Here is a 16,473-nt window from a genome sequence, read left to right on the forward strand (position 1 = left end):
ATCAATTCCGGCTGCACCGGAATGATATAGAGGACACCGCGAGTGCCTAAGTCCCTACAATTGATCGTGGTAGGGACTTAGGCACTCGCGGTGTCCTCCGTTTATATCATTCCGGTGCTAACGGAATTGATTTGACACACTACTCATAGCGGTAAGCTGCGCGCTGCGCACTCAACTTAATTAACTAAGGTGCGGAGCGAGCACCTTAGTTAATTAAGTTGTGCTTACCCTAAGATGGTAAAATCGTTCAGATCGATCGCACTAGCTTGCACTCCATTCAAAGCAGCCAACAGTTGACCGTTCTCACCAATCCTGATGAAAGCTGCATTAGCGTTTTGGGTAATACTAAGTTGAGAAAAAGTTAGACCGCCCGCTAACACCAGCAAATCTTCACCTTTGGTGAAATCAGTAATTTCATCGCTGTTTTCACCTGCTGTTAAAACAAAGCGATCGCGCCCAATTCCGCCGCTGAGAACATCATTGCCCAAACCCCCAATCAGACAATCGTCGCCTTTACCGCCGTAGAGAATATCGTTGCCCTCATCGCCGCATAGCTTGTCACTACCGCCGTTGCCAAACATCAAATCGTTACCTTCCCCGCCGCACAGGGAATCTGGCTCGCCGTTAAAGTCGATCGCCCCGTCTCCTAAAATAGTATCGTCTCCCTCGCCGCCGCAAATGCGATCGCTGCCGCGATCGCCCACCAACAGATCGTTGCCAGTACCCCCCACCACAACGTCGTTGCCCTTGCCACCGTAAACCGTATCGTTGCCCTCTCCGCCGCTTAAAGTATCAGCAGCATCTCCCCCGTTCAAGAAGTCGTTGCCCGCACCGCCAAACAGCAAATCGCGTCCCGTAGAGTCAGGGCTAGACGGGTCAAAACTGCCTCCAAACAAGCAGTCGTTACCCTCAGCCCCAACCAGAGTCTCATTGCCTTTGTCGCCCCAAATCGAGTCATCGTCTTTGCCGCCGATCGCCACATCATCGCCCTTACCCGCAAAAATGAGATCGTCGCCGGCGTCGCCGTTGAGGTAATCATTGCCACTGCCGCCAAGCAGTACGTCATTGTCTGTATCCGGGCCAATGGGGGCATTGCTGGGCAATCCGCCGTAAATATTATCGTTGCCCCTTTCACCGATGAGAATGTCGTTGCCGTTGAAACCGCTGATAACGTCGTTGAGATTGCTACCGGTGAGGAAGTCGTCGTTGTCAGTGCCGTTAAAAGTGCGATCGACTGAATTCGGGCCGGGAATCGAACTGATACTGGGCAGTGTAATCTCGTCGCCAATGAAATCGCGATCGACTGGAGTTGCAATTGGAGTCGGAGTTGTCGTGGGAGTCGGAGTTGTCGTGGGAGTTGGAGTTCCAGTCGGAGTTGGAGTTCCAGTCGGAGTTGGAGTTCCAGTCGGAGTTGGAGTTGTCGGAGTAGGAGTTGTCGGAGTAGGACTTGTTGGAGTCGGAGTTGTCGGAGTAGGACTTGTTGGAGTTTCTGTTGGAGTAGGACTTGTTGGAGTTTCTGTCGGAGTAGGACTTGTTGGAGTTTCTGTCGGAGTCGGACTTGTCGGAGTCGGACTTGTCGGAGTCGGACTTGTCGGAGTCGGACTTGTCGGAGTCGGACTTGTTGGAGTCGGACTTGTCGGAGTCGGACTTGTCGGAGTCGGACTTGTCGGAGTCGGACTTGTTGGAGTCGGACTTGTTGGAGTCGGACTTGTCGGAGTCGGACTTGTCGGAGTCGGACTTGTCGGAGTTGGACTTGTCGGAGTTGGACTTGTCGGAGTTGGACTTGTCGGAGTTGGACTTGTCGGAGTTGGACTTGTTGGAGTTGGACTTGTCGGAGTTGGACTTGTCGGAGTTGGACTTGTCGGAGTTGGACTTGTCGGAGTTGGACTTGTTGGAGTTGGACTTGTCGGAGTTGGACTTGTCGGAGTTGGACTTGTTGGAGTTGGACTTGTTGGAGTTGGACTTGTCGGAGTTGGACTTGTTGGGTTGTTTACAATAATGGTCGCCGTAACAGTGCCAGAATCAGCTTTCCCGTCATTAGCTTTGTAGGTAAAAGAGTCTGTCCCTGCAAAACCAGTATTCGGAGTGTAATCGAAGGAACCGTTAGCGTTAAGGCCGATCGCACCTTTCGTCGGCCCAGCTACCAAAATCGCCGTCAGCGGGTCGTTTTCCGGGTCTGTATCGTTGATTAAGACTCCCAACCCCGTCACGTTGAAACTGGTATTAAAAGCAGTAGTATAGCTGTCAGCAATCGCCACAGGCGGGTTATTGTTGACGCTTACAGTTACGGTAGCGGGTGCAGAGTTAACTATCCCGTCGCTGACTGTGTAGGTAAAGGTGTCTGTTCCAGAAAAGCCAGCGTTAGGAGTATAAGTGAAAGAACCGTCTTGGTTGAGGGCGATCGACCCTTTAGTGGGGTTGGCGGCCACCGCAGCAGTCAGCGTGTCTAAATCTGCGTCGGAGTCGTTGGCTAAAACTCCCGGCGCTGTTACGCTGAGGACTGTTCCCGCACTGAGGCTGTAGGTGTCGGGATTGGCGATCGGCACACTGTTAGTAACGTTGATATTCACCGTCGCGGGGATAGTCGCAGCCCCGTCGCTAACGCTGTAGGTGAAGGTATCAGTGCCGAAAAAACCTGGGCTAGGAATATAACTGAAGTTGCCAAAGGCATCGAATGTGACTGTACCTTTGGTCGGATTTGTGACTAAAGCGGCAACCAACGAGTCCAAGTCGGCGTCGGTGTCGTTGCTTAAGACTCCCAACGGGGGTGCTACGCCCAGAAATTTATCGTGCAGCACGCTGTAGGTGTCGGGATTGGCAACGGGGAAGTTATTGACAGATATCGGGCCGAGAGTAAAAGTGGCACTTGCTTGGTCTGTAGCGTCGCCAAAAAATAAAAAGTTTGGCTGGCTGTAGGGATTGTAGGGTAAAGCCGGCTGACTGGTTGCTGGATTAAATGCCGTGTAGTTGCGCAGTGGCTGATTTGTCAGGTTTGGTATTGCTGTTGGGCCGGCAAAGAGGGTGTAAGTGTTGCCTTGAACTACCAGTTTGTAGTCGGTAGCAGTGCTGATGTTAACATTCGCATTTACCCCGCGAGTAAACAGGGAAGTATCTTGCTGAGCAAAAATACCTCCGTTGAGGCCGAGGTTGCGGTTGGTGAAACCTAGTTCAATACCGTTTTGACCGTCGCTGCTAATGGCGATGATGCTGAAACCGGCCCGATCGTCACTATTGCTGGTTTCAGCCGTAACTGCAACGTTAAAAGAGACGCTGTAACCGTTCGTGCGGTTGAGTGCGGGGAAACTTGCATTGAGTTGAGCAAATGTTGAAGGTGGGGTGTACAGGTAGTTGGTGTAGCCTGCATAGCCTGTCGTGTTATTCGCGGCGGTAACGCTAGCAGTATCAATGCCGGTGTTGGGCGAGTACGCACCAGCAGGTAGAAGACCTGAACCGGCTGGGGCAGGAAGAGGTACTTGTCCGTAAGCTAATTGAGTACCGGCTGCTGTCCCGATGCCTGGTATGGGTGCTGATGTTGGTGGTAGTGGTGAATAGTTTGTGCCGTCGTAGAGGGTACGACCGAACGCAAATTGATAGGTGGCTCTTGTGGCGGGATCGATCGCCAGCCCAGATGACACCGCTCCCGTTGTATAATCTAGTTCCCAGTCTCCGCCCTTAGCTGCACTTCCTACAGGCGATCTCGACGCAGCAATTTTTGCCTGCGTTAGCTGACTGATTTGCTGCACGAAGTTAGCGCCCTTATCCCCCGCCGCTACATCGCACCCGTACAGCAAAATCTCTGCACTCTCTGCCAGCGATCGCGACCAACGCTGCAATTGCTTAGCATAAGTTTTTAAATTTGTCAAGTTTAGATCGATCGCCCCTAGCTGCAAACTCGCGGGGCGACCGTGGGAGATAATATGAATGCTTTGGATATTGCTGCGACTCGCTAGCGCTGCCGTGATTTGTGCTACTCCATCCCGCGCCGCATCGAGGATAATTACTTCTGTCCCCGGTTCGATACCGTTGTGGAGAGTTTGGCTGTCGGGAAGGGCAGAGTCGAGAAAGGCGATCGAACTTACAACTGAATTAATAAAATTTTGCACAATACACCTCTGGTTAGATGACCGTAGGAAAATTAAGATGTGTCGAGCTTAGCAAATTCACACATTAAATGTCATGAATAAAATTAACAATCAAGACTGATATTAACTTTCCGTGAAGCTGCTACAGATTCATCTTGTAGAGGCGCGTTTAGCAAATAATTAATTTCAAAAACCGACAATTTCCCTACAAAATTCGCTTTTTTAAGGTTCGAGCGCCAATAGTTCTTCAGCGACTAATCCTTTCTGAATTGCCAGTACAGCAGCTTGAGTGCGATCGCGCACTTCTAACTTTTGCAAAATCGCGTGAACGTGAACCCGCACCGTACCAGGAGCAATGTACAATATTTGAGCAATTTCCTGATTGCTTTTTCCCCCCGCAACTAAAGCTAATATTTCCTGTTCTCGCTTCGTCAGCGGATTGTCTAAACTTTCGGATTTCGATCCAACTTTAACAGGTTCAGGATTAGCAAAAACCTCCCGAATTTCCGCAGTCGCCGCCTTGTCCCACCACGAAGCGCCCGCCGCTACCGATCGAATTGCCAACACCAAAGTTTCTGCCGCAATTCCCTTGAGACAATATCCCTGAGCACCCGCCGCAATCAATCTTTCAATTAACGATTTTTGGGCGTGAGATGTTAAAATTAAAACCGGAATTGTGGGATGTCGCTCTTTAATTTGGCGGCACGCTTCAATGCCACCAATTCCCGGCAAACCGACATCGAGAACCACCACATCGGGTAAGTGTTGCTGAGTCAATTCTACTGCTGTTTCGCCATCTTCCGCTTCGGCAATTATTTGCAAGCAACTTTCTTGCTGCAACCGCGTTTGCAGCCCCAACCGAAACAATTCGTCGTCTTCAACTAGGAGAATTCGCAATGGATATGCTGGTTTCATTTCTCTGGGATAGCAGGGAGTCGGAATCCAAACAAAGCGCCGTGCGGCAATTTGTTTTCAGCCCAAATTATACCGCCGTGGGCGTCAATAATTTGGCGAGATAAGTATAACCCCAATCCCGATCCTTTGGCTTGCCGATCGCCATTTCCTTGATAAAAACGTTCAAACAAGCAGGGCAGTTCGTCTGCTGTAATTCCCAAGCCACTATCTAGCACTTTCACAGCTTGATAACTCGAATAAGATTCCATAACAATTTCTACTTTACCGCCCCTAGGAGAATGGTTGATACCGTTTGTTAGCAAATTAACAAAAACGCGCTGGAGTTGCACCGCATCGCCGTTTACCCACAAAGAGCGGCGGAAATCTGACTCTCCGTAACTCATACTAATGTAAACTCGGCGCGCCGCCGATAAATGGATGAGTGTTGCAATTACTTCTTCTGCCAAAGCTACTAAATTTACGGGAGCAAGTTGCAGTTTTAAACCTTCGGCATCGTTGCGGTAAACATCCAGCAGCGTTTCTACTAATTGTAGTGACATTTTGTGCGATCGCGCCATTGTTTCCAGAACTTTTTGCTGGCTGGCGGTGACATTCCCAAATTTTGCCTGCTGGAAAGCTTTAATAGTTTCGATCGCCCCCAGCATTGGCGTTTTCAAGTCGTGACTCAAAGTAGAGACAAAATCTTCTCGGATGCTAGCTAACTGCTGCTGCGACTGCAATTGAGCTTTGGTTTGGGCGATCGCCTCTTGGTACTGCTGGTTGCGATCGCTCAAATATCCCGTCACCCCTAAAGCCATGACTGCGATCGATCTATTTGCTACAGTTGCTAGGGCGATCGCTTCTCCGGGAGGAACAAACAAATTTAACAGCGTCAAAGCTGCCGCTACCAGCGTAATTTGCAACTTACCCAACCGACTCAGGCGCGAATTTGCCAGTAAAATCGGCCCCGTGTACAAGTATCCAAAGAGATATTCAGACGGCGTGGTAAATTCTAGTGCTGCGACGATCGCAAATAAAAGTGCGATCGACCACCGCCCTCGCCAATACTTCTCTTGAATTACCAGATTTTTTGTGATTTTCAATAAGCTTTTCAACATCCTCAATTAATCCATTTTAAATTTTCTATTTACACTCAAGTCTCTGCATTCTACCTTTCTTCAAAATATCTCGTCTCTTGTGGCTGTGGCGAAAAAAAATAGCATTTAGATAACATCTATATCTGCAAATATAGATTCTAAACAATATCTAAACATTTGTCTATTAGTAAAAATATAGGACAGCCCAACATAACTTGTAAACACCAACTTATACCTCTAGGCTAATTATCAAAAATAATAGCCTTGAGTATAGTAATTAGTAAGAGTAAACCGCACTTGGTGGCTGGTAGAAGTCATATATGAGCTTTGCAGAACCAAAACTTATTCAAGTTACCATCCAATTCAACAGCAGTTATTGCGGCATGGCACTAAATGCTATACAATTGCCCAGTAACTGTCAGTGCTTGGGGTTAGCAAGAGAAGGAAGAGTAATTCTAGCCAGCGAAAACCCGGCGATATCCTGGGGAGATTGCATCTTAGCAGTAGCATTGAATTCGGCGATCGCCCCCGAACTATATGTTATCTTGAAGAAAAATCACCCGGTTTTGTGGACTTCTTTTAGAAGCCCTTTCCCAAGTAATGAAACGTATTTATCCAACGAGGACTTTTTGGTTAAGTTATGCTGCAAGGATTAATTCAAATCGCATTAACGCTAATCATTATAGTAGCGATATCACCTTCCTTTGGTAATTACATGGCGCGGGTCTACATGGGAGAACGAACCATTCTCGATCCCGCTATTAAACCTGTAGAACAACTCATCTATAAAGCCAGCAATATCCGGTCTGTAGATTCCATGACAGGTTGGCAGTATGCGCGATCGCTATTGTACAGCAATGTAGCAATGGGCATATTTGTTTTTTTGATTCTCATGCTTCAGGGATTACTGCCTTTAAATCCCACTAGCTTAAGCGTACCCACCTGGGATACTGCGCTGCACACAACTATTTCATTCCTCACAAATACCGACCAACAACATTACTCCGGCGAGACAACATTTACTTATCTATCCCAGTTAACTCTGGGTTTTTTAATGTTTACCTCGGCCGCCACGGGTTTAGCAGTGGGCATTGCCTTTATCCGGGGATTAACAGGTCGCCCGCTGGGCAATTTTTACATTGATTTAATTCAATCAATTACCCGCATCCTGCTGCCCCTTTCTTTAATAATTGGCTTGCTTCTACTAATTGGTGGCGTACCGGAAACCCTATCAGGCCCGGCAGTTGCCACCACCTTAGAAGGCAGTACCCAAGTAATAGCTCGCGGCCCAGTCGCTCACTTTGAAAGCATCAAACAACTCGGAGAAAACGGCGGCGGATTTTTTGCCATTAACTCGGCTCACCCCTTTGAAAATCCCAACCCTTTTACTAACCTGCTGGAAACAATAGCAATGGTTTCAATTCCGGCAGCTCTGATTCACACCTACGGCCGATTTGCCAACAACAAAAAACAAGGTTGGCTAATTTTTTGGATGGTTTTTGGCATCTATTTTATCTTGATTGGCATTGCAGCAGTTGGCGAGTTCCAAGGCAATCCTCAAATTAATAATTGGCTGGGTTCTATGCAGCCAAATTTAGAAGGAAAAGAAGTTCGATTCGGCTGGGCACAGACTGTACTCTGGGCCGTGACTACGACTGGCACTATGTGCGGGGCTGTCAACGGAATGCACGATTCTTTAATGCCTCCCGGTGGTTTTACTACTTTGTTTAATTTGTTTCTGCAAATTGTTTGGGGCGGACAGGGAACGGGAACGGCTTACTTATTTATCTACTCCATTTTGAGCGTATTTCTCACGGGATTGATGGTGGGGAGAACGCCGGAATTTTTAGGACGAAAAATTGAGAAGCGGGAAATTGTTTTAGCTAGCGTTGTCCTGTTAATTCACCCGATCGCAGTTTTAATCCCCGGTGCCATTACTCTGGCATTTCCTGATGCTTTGAGCGGCATTAGCAATCCCGGATTTCACGGCATTTCACAGGTGATTTACGAATACGCTTCGGCCGCTGCTAACAACGGCTCAGGTTTTGAAGGATTGGCAGATTCTCAACCGGCATCTACTGGACTTTGGTGGAATTTAAGCGCCTGTTTTAGCCTGCTGTTGGGACGCTACGTTCCGATTGTTGCCCTGCTGCTTTTAGCTGACAGCATGACTAACAAACAACCGGTACCAGAAACAACAGGCACTCTCAGAACAGATTCAGTTTTGTTCACCAGCGTCACAGCAGGAGTAATTATAATTCTGGGCGCGCTGACATTTTTCCCAGTTCTAGCTTTAGGGCCAATTGCAGAAGGATTTGAAATTAGCAGCGCTAAGTTGGAACCGGCACCGATAACTGCGCCGCCTTTAGCAACACCTTCGCCTTTAGCAACACCAACTCCTTTAGCAACACCAACTCCTTTAGCAACACCAACGCCTTTAGCAACGCCTTCGCCTGAAGCGACAACGCCGACACCAAACAGCGGACAGTAGATGTAGATTGCATTAAGTAATGCAGCGACAATAAACTGCTGTTGCTGGCAACAATCCCAAATCCCAAATCTAAAATCTAAAATCTAAAATCTAAAATCGACATGGCTTCTTCCAATACCCCCGATTCCCCAAAAAAACGCCGTGGGGGCTCTCGCGAGTCCCGCCGACACACGCCAAAAGCAAATACAAAAGGTCTTTACCAAAGAGCTTTCAAACAAGCTTTTGTCAAACTAGATCCTCGGGTGATGCTGAAAAATCCGGTGATGTTTGTGGTGTGGGTAGGCACGATTGTTACTGCACTGTTGACGATCGATCCGACGCTGTTCGGCCCGGTTCCAGGCAATAATCAGGTAGTTTTCAACGGTTTAGTCACGTTCATTTTGTTCTTCACTTTGGTGTTTGCTAATTTTGCCGAAGCTGTGGCAGAAGGGCGGGGCAAAGCACAAGCAGATGCCCTGCGATCGACCAAAGCCGACACAACAGCCCGCAAACTCCTACCAGACGGTTCAATTCAAGAAGTAAGTTCCACAGACTTGAGACGCGGCGACCAAATTAAAGTGATCGCAGGCGATATCATTCCCGCTGACGGCGAAGTGATCGCAGGCGTCGCGTCGGTGGACGAATCTGCGATCACCGGCGAATCGGCGCCCGTACTCAAGGAACCGGGTTCGGATATCGCCAGTTCCGTTACCGGCGGTACGCGCATCCTTTCTGACGAACTGACGCTGCGGGTGATGGCCGACCCAGGGAAGGGGTTTTTGGACAGGATGATCGCGCTGGTGGAGGGCGCAGAAAGGTCGAAAACACCGAACGAGATCGCGCTGACGGTGCTGCTAGCCGTGCTGACTCTGGTGTTTTTGATTGTGGTGTCCACGATTCCGCCCGTGGGAACTTACGTGAAAACTCCTGTGGGCGTGGTGACGCTGATTTCGCTGCTGGTGGCGCTGATTCCGACGACGATCGGCGGTTTGCTGAGCGCGATCGGGATTGCGGGGATGGATCGCGTGGCTCAATTTAACGTCATAGCGACCTCTGGGCGCGCCGTGGAGGCTTGCGGCGACGTGAATACGCTGATTTTGGACAAAACGGGGACGATCACGCTGGGCAACCGTTTAGCCGAGGAGTTTATCCCGGTGAACGGTCATTCGTTGGATGAGGTTGCGAGTGTGGCGCTGGCTGCTAGCGTGTTTGACGAGACTCCAGAGGGAAAGTCGATCGTCCGTTTGGCCGAAAAATTGGGCGCTACAGCAAAATTCGATCGCGCTAACGCAACCGGGCTGGATTTTTCCGCCAAAACCCGGATGTCTGGCACTGATTTGCCCGACGGGACGGAGGTTCGCAAGGGTGCGGTGGATGCGGTGAAGGGTTTTGTGCGATCGCGCGGCGGCAATTTCGGCCCCGATCTCGATGAAGCTTACGAGCGAGTTTCCCGGCTGGGAGGGACACCGTTGGGAGTTTGTCAAGGCAACGACACCTACGGCATTATCTATTTGAAAGATATTATTAAACCGGGAATTCGCGATCGGTTTGACCAACTGCGAAAAATGGGCATCCGCACAATTATGCTCACCGGAGATAACCGGATTACCGCATCAGTAATTGCCGACGAAGCAGGCGTTGACGACTTCATTGCCGAAGCAACTCCAGAGGACAAAATTGAAGTAATTCGCAAGCAACAAGCAGAGGGCAAATTAGTAGCAATGACGGGGGACGGAACCAACGACGCGCCCGCACTAGCCCAGGCAAATGTAGGCTTGGCAATGAATTCGGGAACGCAAGCGGCCAAGGAAGCTGCGAACATGGTGGACTTGGATTCTGACCCTACAAAGTTAATTGATTTAGTGACTATCGGCAAACAATTGCTGATTACTCGCGGCGCGCTGACCACCTTTTCGCTAGCCAACGACATTGCCAAATATTTTGCAATTATTCCGGCAATGTTTGCCCCGGTTGGCGCTTTAAACATCATGGGTTTGGCCAGCGGTCAATCGGCGGTTTTGTCGGCATTAGTTTACAATGCTTTGATTATTCCCGCTTTGATTCCCCTAGCATTAACCGGGGTAAAATTTCGACCGTTGAGCGCAAATCAACTGTTGCAGCGTAACATTTTAATCTACGGATTGGGCGGAGCAGTTGCGCCGTTTATTGCCATCAAAATAATTGATGTTTTCATTACCGCCGTTGGGTTAGCATAAAGAAGTCATTAGTCATTAGTCATTAGTCAGCAGTCAGCAGTCATTAGTCATTAGGCTCGTTCCCAGGCTCTGCCTGGAAACGCAAATCTAGAGGCTCTGCCTCGCCTCAATTATCAGCAATGCCCAACTTTTCTCACAAGTTTAGCGGTGAGTTTATTTGACAGATATTTAGTTGCCAAAAAAGGAGAATTTATGATGAAACGGAATGATTTGCTGAATGATGTTTTGCCAAGAGATTTCCAAGAAACAATTGAGTTAGCACAAATGCTTTGGCGCCGCCACCCCGTACCAGTGCAGCTATTTCTGGTAATGTGTTTCAATTTGATAATTGCCCCGGCTGTTTACGCGGCTGCGGATGAAGGTTTGACAAAGAAAGCTGCCTGGGGTTTAAGTCTACTGGGTTTGGTGATTATCGGGCTGGCTGTTTATCTGTTCGTCGTAATTTTTCAGCCGGAAAGATTTTAGTCAAATATTGACAAACAACAATTTAACCTGCTTCGCACTCCCAAACGAATACAGAAAAAGCTCTTTCTGCCCTCTTCCATCCATTACAGAATCAGTTGCCGAACTTCCATCCATCCGTTACATCCGTTACGGAATCCGTTGCCGAACTTCCTTCTTCCTTCATTAATTGAGGTCATTTATGAGAGAAATAATCAGAGCAATTCGCGTTACGCTAGTTTTGTGGGGCATTACAGCCATTATTTACCCGTTGGTAATGCTAGTAATCGGTCAAGTTGCTTTCAATTCGCAGGCAAACGGCAGCTTAATTACTAAGCAGGGAGTTGTAGTCGGTTCCTCGTTAATCGGTCAACCCTTCAGCTCGGATAAATATTTTTGGAGCCGCCCCAGCACCACAAATTACAGCAGCTTTGCGACCGCAGATTACGACCCGACAAAGGCAGATAACTTAAGTCAGAGAACGGGCGTTTCTGGTGCTAGCAACCTGGCTCCCAGCAACTCGGATCTGCTGAAGCGAGGTAATGAGAAAGATGGTTTTCAGGGGGTGCAAGTTGAATTAGACCGCCTCAACAAAGCTGGCATCAAACCGACTGCGGATTTAGTCTATACTTCTGGTTCTAGCCTCGATCCGCACATTAGCGAAGAGGCGGCTCGATCGCAAATTCAGCGGATAGCAACAGTGCGATCGCTCAATGCCAATCAAGTAGAAATGTTGGTAGCCAAAAATACAGATGGCAGATTTATCGGCCTTTTCGGCGAACCGGGAGTTAACGTCCTCAAACTGAATTTGGCTCTCGACGGTTTACAATAGTTGACAACAGTCGGCAGTCATCGGTTAGCAGTCAGCAGTCAGTTGTTATTGGTAGCAACTGTTTTCCTCTTAACTGAAAACTGTCAACTGACAACTGACAACTGATAACTGACAACTGACAACTCACTACTCAGGTATGATTCACTCTAGCGAACTCCCAAATCATCCAGACGCGGTTTACGTTCAACCCAATCGCACTTACGATCGCACGCGCCGCCGGGGAAAGCACAAAATCTTTATCGGGATGGCCCCGGGTGTCGGCAAAACTTTCCGAATGCTGGAAGAAGGGCACAGGCTCAAATCTGAAGGCATTGATGTCGCAGTCGGACTGTTAGAAACTCACGGGCGGAAAGAGACAGCAGCTAAAGCCCAAGGACTGGAAATAGTACCGCGCAAACAAATGCTGCGGGGCGAAAAAACGCTCACAGAAATGGATACTGATGCGGTTATAGCACGCCGCCCCCAACTAGCATTAATAGACGAACTTGCCCATACAAACGTTCCCGGTTCTCAGCGAGAAAAGCGATATCAAGATGTCGAAGAAATTCTCAATGCTGGGATTGATGTTTTCTCCACCCTCAACATTCAGCACATAGAAAGTCTCAACGATTTAGTAGCCAGAATTACCGGAGTTGTCGTGCGAGAGCGAGTGCCCGATCGCGTCCTCGAAGAAGCTGACGAAGTAATCGTTGTTGATGTCACACCGGAAACCTTAGAAGAACGGTTGCTAGAAGGCAAAATCTACGCTCCTGAAAAAATCGAACAATCATTAGAAAACTTTTTTCAGCGGCGTCATTTAATTGCTTTGCGAGAACTAGCGCTGCGGGAGGTAGCAGATAGTGTTGAAGACGACGCAGCAAGTTTAAAAGGTCAATCTTGCAACATTCACGAACGAGTTTTAGTATGCGTCTCAACTTATCCCAATTCTTTGCAATTGCTGCGGCGGGGCGGGAGGATTTCTAACTACATGAATGCTCCGTTTTATGCTCTGTTTGTCGATAATCCCGATCGATTTTTAACAAAATCCGAAAGCTTGCACGTTGAAACTTGTGAGAAGCTTTGCCAAGAATTTAACGGGCAATTTCTGCGGGTGCAGAGTCCGAATATAGCAAAAGCAATTTCCGACGTAGCGAAACAGTATCGCATTACTCAAATTGTGATTGGCGAAAGCCAGCAATCCCGCTGGAGATTGCTACTGCGGGGTTCTTTGACTCAACAGTTAGTGCGAGCGCTCAAACACGTAGATTTGCACATCATCGCTACTGAAAAAAGTCAGTAGTCAGCAGTCAGCAGTCAGCAGTCAGCAGTTGTGAGTTATTAGTTGTAAGTTGTAAGTTGTGAGTTGTTAGTCATTTAGCATAAAAACTGCAACTTTTGGAGGATAGCTGAATCTAGCGGGCGGTGGATGCGCCCGAAGCTTTTATATGTCAAGATCGCACTTGTTAAACCCGGTTAAAAGTGCGATCGCTATGGTGGATGATTACATTCTCAACTTGCTAGTTATTGGCATCCTCCTGCTGACCGTTACCTTGGGTTCGGGATGGATTTCGCGATTGCCTGTATCTTATGCCTTAATTTATCTAATTGTCGGTATCGGATTGGGGCCCTACGGCGTCAAGCTGATTGACTTGCGTCCCGAAGCTCAATTTTTAGAAAGACTTACAGAATTTGTAGTTATTGTTTCTCTGTTTAGTTGCGGGTTAAAAATGAATCGCCCGCTGCAAATTTGGGCCTGGAATTCCACAGCGCGGCTGATCGGTTTTTTAATGCCAATTTCGATTTTTGCTGTGGCTGCGATCGGTCATTGGTTTGTGAAATTAGATTGGGGGGCTGCGATTTTACTGGGAGCAATTCTCGCTCCCACCGATCCAGTTTTAGCCTCAGAAGTTCAGTTAGCAAATATAGACGATCGCGATGAATTGCGCTTTGGTTTAACATCCGAAGGCGGTTTGAACGATGCTTTAGCTTTTCCCTTCGTTTATTTCGGCATTTATGCGCTAAAAGATAACAACTGGTCGAACTGGTTTTCGCAGTGGGTAGCAGTTGACTTGATTTGGGCGATCGCCGCAGGTATCGTTATGGGCATTTTAGTAGCTAAAGCCGTCACCTGGATCGATCGCCAACTCCAACGCTATCGACCCGCCGATCAATTAATGGAAGATTTCATTGCTCTGAGCACAATTCTGCTCACATATTCCCTCACCGAAGTAGTCAACGGCTACGGATTTCTCGCAGTTTTTGTAGCAGGAATTGTCGTGCAGCGGAGTTACCGAAACCCAGAAAAACCGCTTTCTCAAATGCACTTTACCGAGCGCATTGAAAAGTTAATGGAAGTAGGAACTATTTTACTATTAGGTTCGCTCCTGCGCCTAGAACCTATGCTCGCTTATGGAGGCTACTCCCTCTTAGTAGCTGGATTGTTAATCTTTTTTATCCGGCCTGTGGGAGCTTGGATCAGTACGATAGGCAGTCCTTTACATCCCGTCAGCCGCTGGCTGTGCGGTTGGTTCGGCATTCGTGGCGTCGGTTCTATCTATTATCTTACCTATGCTTTTGGTAAAGGTTTGAAAGGCGAAACCGCCGAGAAAATTGCCTGGATTACCTTTACAACGATCGTAATTTCTGTGATTTTGCACGGCATTACTTCAACCCCGTTAATGAACTGGTACGAGCGCCGAGTAAAACCTGATGTACCAGATTTAATTTAATTCAGATATTTGTAGGGACACGGCACTGCCGTGTCCTTATTTGTAGGGACACGGCACTGCCGTGTCCTTACCTGGATCTGCGAAGTACACGAAATTCTCTAAACAGGTTTCACCCCAACTAATAAAGCGAGTTCCCGCCACTTCCAATAACAGTCTGCATCGTCAAAACCAATTTCTCTAAACCAGCGCAATTGCGTTTCCACATCCAGCAATTTATTAGAAGGATCGTCGGGCGAATCGCTAATACCCAGCGCCTCTCGAAATTTCTCGTGCAAAGCCGGAGTTGCAGACGCTACGTGTTCCAAATTGCAAAAAATGCCTCCCGGTTCCAAAAGCTCGAAAATCTCAGCGTAAAGCGAACGTTTGCGATCGTCTATTACGTGATGAATCGCAAAACTAGAAACAACTGCATCAAACTTGCCCAAATCCGGTAGCGATTCGTCAAAATTGTGCTCGATTACCGTGACATTCTGGTCATCAGCAAAGCGAATTCGGGCTTTTTCCAGCATTGTCGGCGAAAAGTCGATCGCCACACATTCAACATTTGGTCGATAGCACTTAAGCAGACCCAGCAACCGCCCGTCTCCCGTACCCACATCCAGAATTCGCTTAACAGTTTTCGGCACTTCCTCCAACAAAACCGCTTCACCTTCAGTGCGGTGAGGAATGCCATCAGCTTTAGCAAGATACCACAAAGCGTGTTCGGCTGAAGTCCAAAGATTGACTTGACTCATATTTTTTTAATCCTCATAAATTTCGCCGTTTTTGTGCGTAAAAATCCAACCATTATCGCTAGCTTTGGCAATTAAATCATCATCGGGATATTGGGCACTATCTCCCGGAGTGCGATCGCCAATTTCCAGATAAACAACATCTCCAGGAGTGCGGTTGACTAAATGATGCCCGTCAACATCACCCGCCGGAAAACCCGCCACCATACCCGGTTTCAGCACTTGCTCTCCCGAATTAGCAATCAAAGTAACTTCCCCTTCCAGAACATAGATTAACTCATCTTGACGAGTGTGCCAGTGTCGGAGAGCAGAACAACTTCCCGGTGCAAGCCTCACCAAATTTACCCCAAAATTCTTCAATCCGGCAGCATTCCCCAAGCGTTTTTTAACTCTCCCAGCCACAGCAGCTTTGAATTGCTGGGGATAATTGGAACCCGTACTCTCAGGCACATTTTTAGGATCGATAATCATATAACAGTCCTAAATAGAATAGGGACATCTTGCCCACATTACCTATCAACTTTAAATTGTAGACCAAGTAGGCAAATCCAAATTTGACACCCGCTTAAATTAAGAAAATAATTGTCGAAACAGTGACTCGCTAGGGCTTAAAACTTGACAGTTTATAAGTTGCTTAACTGAGAGATTACCCGCTGCGATCGCTTGACAGCTATTTTGCTAATCTTGAACAGTTCGGGTACACTATTGTTATAGTCTGCTTGGTTTCGATCCCTCCTCAACTTTTCCAAGTTCCTCCCTATATTTTGACTATCGGTGTCCGAACTCTGTTTGAACTGCTGCACAACATACTTGTGAGCATCTGCAGTTTTCGGAATAGAAAGCCCTTCTGTTTCCTGCAAGTAATTTCTAGCACTGATCAAAGCTGCATAATATGCCCGACTGATAGCCGATCGCATTTTGGCTTCTTGATTTGCAGGAGGAGTCGGTTGACCGAGAAATTCTTTTGCTAGATTCAGGTACTGCGACCAGTCAAAAGTCATT

General features: G+C 47.9%; 13 protein-coding genes and 3 pseudogenes. 8 read left to right on the top strand and 8 right to left on the bottom strand.

Annotation, left to right across the window (positions count from 1 at the left end):
- Positions 1-224 precede the first annotated feature (224 nt).
- Positions 225-1,316, bottom strand: a complete 1,092-nt coding sequence (locus QUA02_RS33590; RefSeq protein WP_445305152.1) for a calcium-binding protein — start codon at positions 1,314-1,316, stop codon at positions 225-227.
- Positions 1,317-1,603: 287 nt separating this feature from the next.
- Here QUA02_RS33590 and QUA02_RS33835 point away from each other — a divergent pair.
- Positions 1,604-1,792: pseudogene (locus QUA02_RS33835) on the top strand (pentapeptide repeat-containing protein); the annotation flags it as partial.
- Here the strand turns inward: QUA02_RS33835 and QUA02_RS33840 are convergent.
- The 4 genes and pseudogenes from QUA02_RS33840 to QUA02_RS07410 all read right to left on the bottom strand — a co-directional run.
- Positions 1,703-1,921: pseudogene (locus tag QUA02_RS33840) on the bottom strand (pentapeptide repeat-containing protein); the annotation flags it as partial. The pseudogenes QUA02_RS33835 and QUA02_RS33840 overlap by 90 nt on opposite strands.
- 76 nt (positions 1,922-1,997) lie before the next feature.
- Positions 1,998-4,103 (bottom strand): annotated as a pseudogene (locus tag QUA02_RS33610) (cadherin-like domain-containing protein); the annotation flags it as partial.
- A 201-nt stretch (positions 4,104-4,304) separates the two neighbouring features.
- Positions 4,305-4,997, bottom strand: a complete 693-nt coding sequence (locus tag QUA02_RS07405; RefSeq protein ID WP_333026398.1) for a response regulator transcription factor — start codon at positions 4,995-4,997, stop codon at positions 4,305-4,307.
- Complete coding sequence (locus QUA02_RS07410) at positions 4,994-6,094, bottom strand: sensor histidine kinase (RefSeq protein ID WP_333026400.1); 1,101 nt, start codon at positions 6,092-6,094, stop codon at positions 4,994-4,996. Before QUA02_RS07410 ends, QUA02_RS07405 begins: the two co-directional genes overlap by 4 nt.
- 299 nt (positions 6,095-6,393) lie before the next feature.
- Between QUA02_RS07410 and QUA02_RS07415 the strand changes: the two genes are divergently transcribed.
- The 7 genes from QUA02_RS07415 (at position 6,394) to QUA02_RS07445 (ending at position 14,740) form a co-directional block, all read left to right on the top strand.
- A complete protein-coding gene (locus QUA02_RS07415) occupies positions 6,394-6,729 on the top strand; it encodes a potassium transporter TrkA (RefSeq protein WP_333026402.1) in 336 nt (111 codons plus the stop codon).
- A complete protein-coding gene (gene kdpA, locus QUA02_RS07420) occupies positions 6,714-8,564 on the top strand; it encodes a potassium-transporting ATPase subunit KdpA (RefSeq protein WP_333026403.1) in 1,851 nt (616 codons plus the stop codon). The genes QUA02_RS07415 and kdpA overlap by 16 nt, the downstream gene beginning before the upstream one ends.
- A 101-nt stretch (positions 8,565-8,665) precedes the next feature.
- Positions 8,666-10,759, top strand: coding sequence for a potassium-transporting ATPase subunit KdpB (gene kdpB, locus QUA02_RS07425; protein WP_333026405.1), 2,094 nt, complete (start codon positions 8,666-8,668; stop codon positions 10,757-10,759).
- A 192-nt stretch (positions 10,760-10,951) separates the two neighbouring features.
- Complete coding sequence (gene kdpF, locus QUA02_RS07430; RefSeq protein ID WP_333026406.1) at positions 10,952-11,224, top strand: K(+)-transporting ATPase subunit F; 273 nt, start codon at positions 10,952-10,954, stop codon at positions 11,222-11,224.
- Positions 11,225-11,402: 178 nt separating this feature from the next.
- Complete coding sequence (kdpC, locus tag QUA02_RS07435; protein ID WP_333026407.1) at positions 11,403-12,032, top strand: K(+)-transporting ATPase subunit C; 630 nt, start codon at positions 11,403-11,405, stop codon at positions 12,030-12,032.
- A 136-nt stretch (positions 12,033-12,168) separates the two neighbouring features.
- Positions 12,169-13,311, top strand: a complete 1,143-nt coding sequence (locus QUA02_RS07440) for a sensor histidine kinase KdpD (protein WP_333026409.1) — start codon at positions 12,169-12,171, stop codon at positions 13,309-13,311.
- A gap of 145 nt (positions 13,312-13,456) precedes the next feature.
- On the top strand, positions 13,457-14,740 hold the full coding sequence (locus QUA02_RS07445) for a cation:proton antiporter (RefSeq protein WP_333026410.1): 1,284 nt from the start codon (positions 13,457-13,459) through the stop codon (positions 14,738-14,740).
- Between the two features lie 98 nt (positions 14,741-14,838).
- On the opposite strand, the gene QUA02_RS07450 is transcribed toward QUA02_RS07445, so the two are convergent.
- The 3 genes from QUA02_RS07450 to QUA02_RS07460 form a co-directional block, all read right to left on the bottom strand.
- Positions 14,839-15,474 (bottom strand): class I SAM-dependent methyltransferase, encoded by a 636-nt coding sequence (locus QUA02_RS07450; protein WP_333026412.1) that lies wholly within the window; start codon positions 15,472-15,474, stop codon positions 14,839-14,841.
- A gap of 6 nt (positions 15,475-15,480) precedes the next feature.
- On the bottom strand, positions 15,481-15,942 hold the full coding sequence (locus tag QUA02_RS07455) for a cupin domain-containing protein (RefSeq protein ID WP_333026413.1): 462 nt from the start codon (positions 15,940-15,942) through the stop codon (positions 15,481-15,483).
- Between the two features lie 152 nt (positions 15,943-16,094).
- Positions 16,095-16,472: a HEPN domain-containing protein gene (locus QUA02_RS07460; protein WP_333026415.1), complete on the bottom strand. Its 378-nt coding sequence runs from the start codon at positions 16,470-16,472 to the stop codon at positions 16,095-16,097.
- Position 16,473 lies beyond the last annotated feature (1 nt).

The sequence above is a fragment of the Microcoleus pseudofavosus SVA1_A4 genome (assembly GCF_036700565.1).
GTDB lineage: Bacteria > Cyanobacteriota > Cyanobacteriia > Cyanobacteriales > Microcoleaceae > Microcoleus.

Excerpts from the sequence above, each read along its gene's own strand:
- QUA02_RS07440 (WP_333026409.1), top strand. The coding sequence starts at position 12,169 with ATGATTCACTCTAGCGAACTCCCAAATCATCCAGACGCGGTTTACGTT.
- QUA02_RS07405 (WP_333026398.1), bottom strand. The coding sequence starts at position 4,997 with ATGAAACCAGCATATCCATTGCGAATTCTCCTAGTTGAAGACGACGAA.
- QUA02_RS07445 (WP_333026410.1), top strand. The coding sequence starts at position 13,457 with ATGTCAAGATCGCACTTGTTAAACCCGGTTAAAAGTGCGATCGCTATG.
- QUA02_RS07455 (WP_333026413.1), bottom strand. The coding sequence starts at position 15,942 with ATGATTATCGATCCTAAAAATGTGCCTGAGAGTACGGGTTCCAATTAT.
- kdpF (WP_333026406.1), top strand. The coding sequence starts at position 10,952 with ATGATGAAACGGAATGATTTGCTGAATGATGTTTTGCCAAGAGATTTC.
- QUA02_RS07450 (WP_333026412.1), bottom strand. The coding sequence starts at position 15,474 with ATGAGTCAAGTCAATCTTTGGACTTCAGCCGAACACGCTTTGTGGTAT.
- QUA02_RS07410 (WP_333026400.1), bottom strand. The coding sequence starts at position 6,094 with ATGTTGAAAAGCTTATTGAAAATCACAAAAAATCTGGTAATTCAAGAG.
- kdpB (WP_333026405.1), top strand. The coding sequence starts at position 8,666 with ATGGCTTCTTCCAATACCCCCGATTCCCCAAAAAAACGCCGTGGGGGC.
- QUA02_RS07460 (WP_333026415.1), bottom strand. The coding sequence starts at position 16,472 with ATGACTTTTGACTGGTCGCAGTACCTGAATCTAGCAAAAGAATTTCTC.
- kdpA (WP_333026403.1), top strand. The coding sequence starts at position 6,714 with ATGCTGCAAGGATTAATTCAAATCGCATTAACGCTAATCATTATAGTA.
- kdpC (WP_333026407.1), top strand. The coding sequence starts at position 11,403 with ATGAGAGAAATAATCAGAGCAATTCGCGTTACGCTAGTTTTGTGGGGC.
- QUA02_RS07415 (WP_333026402.1), top strand. The coding sequence starts at position 6,394 with ATGAGCTTTGCAGAACCAAAACTTATTCAAGTTACCATCCAATTCAAC.